5 protein-coding genes are annotated in these 4,693 nt (G+C 36.0%); 3 read left to right on the forward strand and 2 right to left on the reverse strand.

The annotated features are described in order from the left end of the window. Positions 1 to 36: 36 nt before the first annotated feature. Both AC1DIT_RS27150 and AC1DIT_RS27155 read right to left on the reverse strand, forming a co-directional pair. Positions 37 to 1,236 carry an MFS transporter gene (locus AC1DIT_RS27150; protein WP_476998552.1) on the reverse strand — a complete coding sequence of 400 codons (1,200 nt, stop codon included), beginning with the start codon at positions 1,234 to 1,236 and terminating at the stop codon, positions 37 to 39. Between the two features lie 14 nt (positions 1,237 to 1,250). Beyond that, entirely contained in the window at positions 1,251 to 1,670 is a 420-nt protein-coding gene (locus AC1DIT_RS27155; RefSeq protein WP_016133088.1) for a MarR family winged helix-turn-helix transcriptional regulator, read from the reverse strand. A gap of 174 nt (positions 1,671 to 1,844) precedes the next feature. Here AC1DIT_RS27155 and phaZ point away from each other — a divergent pair, with 174 nt between their 5' ends. From phaZ to AC1DIT_RS27170, 3 genes are all read left to right on the forward strand, one after another. Further along, entirely contained in the window at positions 1,845 to 2,762 is a 918-nt protein-coding gene (gene phaZ / locus AC1DIT_RS27160; RefSeq protein WP_170927969.1) for an intracellular short-chain-length polyhydroxyalkanoate depolymerase, read from the forward strand. 120 nt (positions 2,763 to 2,882) lie between these two features. Beyond that, on the forward strand, positions 2,883 to 4,079 hold the full coding sequence (locus AC1DIT_RS27165) for an MFS transporter (protein WP_016115422.1): 1,197 nt from the start codon (positions 2,883 to 2,885) through the stop codon (positions 4,077 to 4,079). Continuing rightward, complete coding sequence (locus AC1DIT_RS27170) at positions 4,063 to 4,263, forward strand: NETI motif-containing protein (protein ID WP_016115421.1); 201 nt, start codon at positions 4,063 to 4,065, stop codon at positions 4,261 to 4,263. Before AC1DIT_RS27165 ends, AC1DIT_RS27170 begins: the two co-directional genes overlap by 17 nt. Positions 4,264 to 4,693: the final 430 nt, after the last annotated feature.

Here is a 4,693-nt window from a genome sequence, read left to right on the forward strand (position 1 = left end):
GAAAGTAAACAGAGGAGTTTACTTTCCTTATTGATGTTAAGCTGATATTTTTCCATCTGTAAGTTGCTTTTTGAATTTTTGCTTTCTGCCATGTAAGAAGTAATAAATAAGTAATGTAAATGCAACGATAATGGCAGCAATGAAATACATATTATGATAACTTGATTTTGCAGCTATTATACCTAAAATGAAAGAACCAAACCCAATACCGCTATCAAAGAATGAAAAATAAGTAGCAGTTGCTGAGCCGCGTCGATGGTTTGGAGCCGCAGAAATAGCAATGGTTTGGAAACTTGGAATTAATGTTCCATAGCCTAAACCAATTAATACACCTGCACCAAGGAACCAAAATGACGTTTGTGCTTGGCTTAAGATGAACATTCCAATTGTGAAAATAATAATCGAAGGATAAACAAGTACATTTTCACCGAAACGATCAAATATCTTTCCTGTAAATGGGCGGGAAAGCACAACAACGAGTGCGTATACGATAAAGAAGTAACTTGCAACTTCTCCTAAGCCAATTTCTTTTGCGTAAATAGGAATAAAAGATAATATGCCACTATAAGAAAAAGCAAGAACAAATCCTGTAAGAGCAATTGGAACAGAAGAAGGTTCAATTAAATCTTTCCATTTCATTCGTTCACATTTTTGTTTACTTACTGGCTTTTCATGTGAGATATTTACAAGTAAACCTAATAGAAATGCTAGTAATGAAAATACAGAACAAACGATAAATAGAATAGTAAATGAAAAGTGCGAAATAATCGTTAAACCTAAAAAAGGACCGATTACCATCGGCAGACTCATAAATACACCGAAATAGGCAAGTGCTTCACCGCGTCGATGAGGCGGTGCGACGTCTGTTACAATTGTACCTGTTGCTGTAGTCGCCATTCCAAATCCAATACCATGAAGGAAGCGAAGGGCAAGTAATAAAAATAAACTTTGTGCACCGAAATACATCACGGTAGCTGCTAAAAATAATGAAAGAGAAATAAATAAGATTTTCTTTCTCCCTAAATCGTCAAGCCACTTTCCGGTAAATGGGCGGCATAGGACAGAAGAAATAAGGAATACTGTTGCGACTAAACCAATTTCTTCGGGTTTTCCTTTCAGGCCCTCTATTACATAGACGGGCAGGGTGGTCATAAGCATGTGAAACGTTAAAAAGAGAAACAGACTACTAAAACAAGTTCCAAGGAAGTCCTTCGTCCAAAGTCTCTCACTTTGCATCGTCATCCCTCCAATTAATCATCTAAATTTTTAATAATAGCTTCTAGTACTTGAAATGCTCGCTGCAAGTCTTCTTCATTAATATCCTGCAACGTTTTTTCTTCAAAAGTATTAACTTCTTCTTGCCATACGGGAATCATTTCCAATGCCGTTTCTGATAAGGAAATGAGCTTTTCACGGCGATCTTTTCCCTCAGTTCGAATGATCCATCCCATCGTTTCCATACGTGTTAATGTACGAGTCATCGTTGGAGATTCAACGTTTAAGTATTGACATAGCTCAGTTTGTGTACAAGGCCCCGTTTGATTGATTCGGAAAATAACAGCCCATTGTGCACTAAATAAACCTGTTGGTGACACACGTTCATTAAATTTCTTCGTAAACTTTCGAGAAGTTTGACTGACAATGTGAAAAAAATGTTGTTTTTCGACCATGTATTTAATCCTTTCAAATTAGTTACCTAGCTAACTATATACCTCTTTACCATAATTGTCTAGCGATAGACATGTTGTTTTATGTAAAAATTTTGTATCGTTTTCATATTGAGAACGTACATTCTATATGGTATTCTAAAAATAAGTTTACAATTTTCTTTCTATTATAGTTGAATGGGGGAATGTATGATGATTAAGCCTGCAACAATGGAATTTGTTTCGTTATCAAATGGAGAAACAATCGCATACCAAGAAGTTGGAAGGCGAAATAAAGAAATACTTATACTCATTCACGGGAATATGACATCTTCACAGCATTGGGATTTAGTCATTGAGAAATTACAAGATAAATATCATATTTATGCCATTGATTTAAGGGGCTTTGGGAAATCGACATACAATAAGCCAATAGATTCATTGCAAGACTTTGCAGGTGATATAAAGCTATTTATAGATGAGCTACAATTGAAGAAGTTTTCACTGATGGGCTGGTCAATGGGTGGTGGCATCGCGATGGAGTTTACGGCTTGCCATACGGAGCTTGTAGAGAAACTTATTTTGGTAGAATCAGTTGGAATGAAAGGATATCCAATCTTTAAAAAGGATATTAATGGTCAGCCTATCGTATCCACGTTATTAAAAACAAAAGAAGAAATTGCACAAGATCCTGTTCAAATTGCTCCTGTACTAGATGCCATTAAAAATATGAACAAGCTCTATTATCGAACGGTTTGGGACTTACTCATTTATACACATAACAAACCAGATCCAGAGCGCTATGAAAAATATTTAGATGATATGTTAACACAGCGTAATTTTGTTGATGTAAACTATGCTTTAATTACATTTAATATTTCAGATGAACATAATGGAGTCGTGCCTGGAAATGGATATATCCACCGTCTGCAAGTTCCAACTCTTGTCGTACAAGGAGATCGGGATTACGTTGTACCGCAAGTGGTAGGAGAAGAATTAGCGAAGCATCTTCCGAACGCCGAGTTAGTCATATTAGAGGATTGCGGGCATTCGCCGTTTATTGACTGTTTAGATGAATTTACGCAGCATGTTACAAATTGGTTGGAATACAAATAAGCTGAGCATATAAAAGGAGGTTAGAAGCGGGTTTTCTAACTTCTTTTTATATGCTTACACATTGTTGCTTAAAACGTTTATAATGAAGGCTGGTGAACATGTAAAGGGAGAGGGAACAGGATGTCAATACGATTTACATTTTGGATTATGGTGGGGATTGTTGCGATTTCTGGATTATCGCAAGGGATGCTTCTACCAGCTATCGCGATGATTTTTGAACAAGAAGGAATTCGTTCTAGTATTAATGGAATCCATGCAACTGCGTTATATATTGGAATATTATTTATTTCGCCATGGCTTGAAAAACCGATGCAGCGGTTTGGAATGAAGCCAATTATCGTAATCGGTGGATTTCTCGTTATCATTTCATTATTCTTTTTTACACAAACATTTTCATTCTGGATATGGTTTTTACTTCGCTTTCTAGTAGGAATAGGGGATCATATGTTACATGTTGGAACGCAAACGTGGATTACAACGACATCTGATCCAGGTAAAATTGGAAGACAAGTATCTATATATGGAGTGTTTTTTGGTATCGGTTTTGCAGTAGGACCATACTTAGCGAGTACTGTTCAGTATGGACTTGCAACTCCATTTATTGTATCGACGATTCTTTGCTTAATAGGGTGGTTGCTATTACTTCCAACTAAAAATGCTTTTCCAGCTCAAGATGAAACAGGGAAAGAAAATGAATCATCGCTTTCTCGTTATAAACAAGTATTYATTCTTGCGTGGATTGCACTTATTGGACCTTTAGCATACGGTGCGCTAGAAGCAATGCTGAATAGTAATTTGCCAGTATATGCACTTCGAAAAGGYTGGTCTGTTTCTGATGTATCCTTCTTATTACCCGCATTTGCAATCGGGGGAATTATTACACAAATTCCACTTGGTATATTAAGTGATAAATACGGGAGAGATCGCATTTTAACGTGGACATTCAGCATCAGTACAATCGTTTTCTTACTTGCTGCGGTGTTTGACGGGTATTATTGGATTGTATTTGGGTGTATGCTCTTAGCGGGCATGGTAATCGGTTCATGTTTCTCATTAGGGCTTGGCTTTATGACGGATTTATTACCAAGACACTTACTGCCAGCTGGGAATATATTATCCGGAATTGCCTTTAGTATAGGAAGTATTATGGGTCCTGTATTAGGAGGCATATTTATAGAGAAAATACAGTATACAAGCTTTTTTATAGCGGTTATGATAATAATGGCAATTATTGCACTTCTATATATCACATATATGAAAAGTCAAGTCGCATCAAGAAAAATAGAAAGTAGGTTAGGGCATGACAAAACAACCTAATAAGAAAAAATTTGAAGTACAAGAGAATGAAACCATTACAGATTGTTTAGCTCGTATGGAACGTGAAGGATATGCACCTTCACGCCGCATGGAAGAGCCAATCTTTCATGAAGTGAAGAAAGATGGACAAACAGTTGTAGAACCGTGCGGGAGAAAAATTGTTTTTGAAGGAAAGTTGAAGTAAGGAGAGGGGTCTTTGTACTGTACCTCAAAAGTTAGACTTTAATCGGAGTGATTCCTCACTCCGATTTTTCTTTTCGTTTTAATCCAGTTTCGATACGATTTCAAGTATGAACATTGGGATTTTATGGAATCATAGTTCGATCGTGTGTTAATATATGAGAGAAACAGGTCATTATTGTAATGACCTGTTTTTTATTGGAATATGTAATTAATCTGTTGCCCTAGGTGTACACAAATAATAAAGTCGTTGTTGAATTGTAATAAAGTCACTATGTTTTAAAAAGAGATGCGATGTTTATAAAAAAGTCGCACCGTTTTAAAGATAGTAATACCGTTTGCAAAAAGGTTACATTGTTTTATTCATTTTTGATTAAAGAATTCTAAGTGAGTTTTAATCAAACTTTATTCTAAACTAACAACAAGTAAAGAAC

The sequence above is a fragment of the Bacillus sp. 05T22 genome (genome assembly GCF_056396765.1).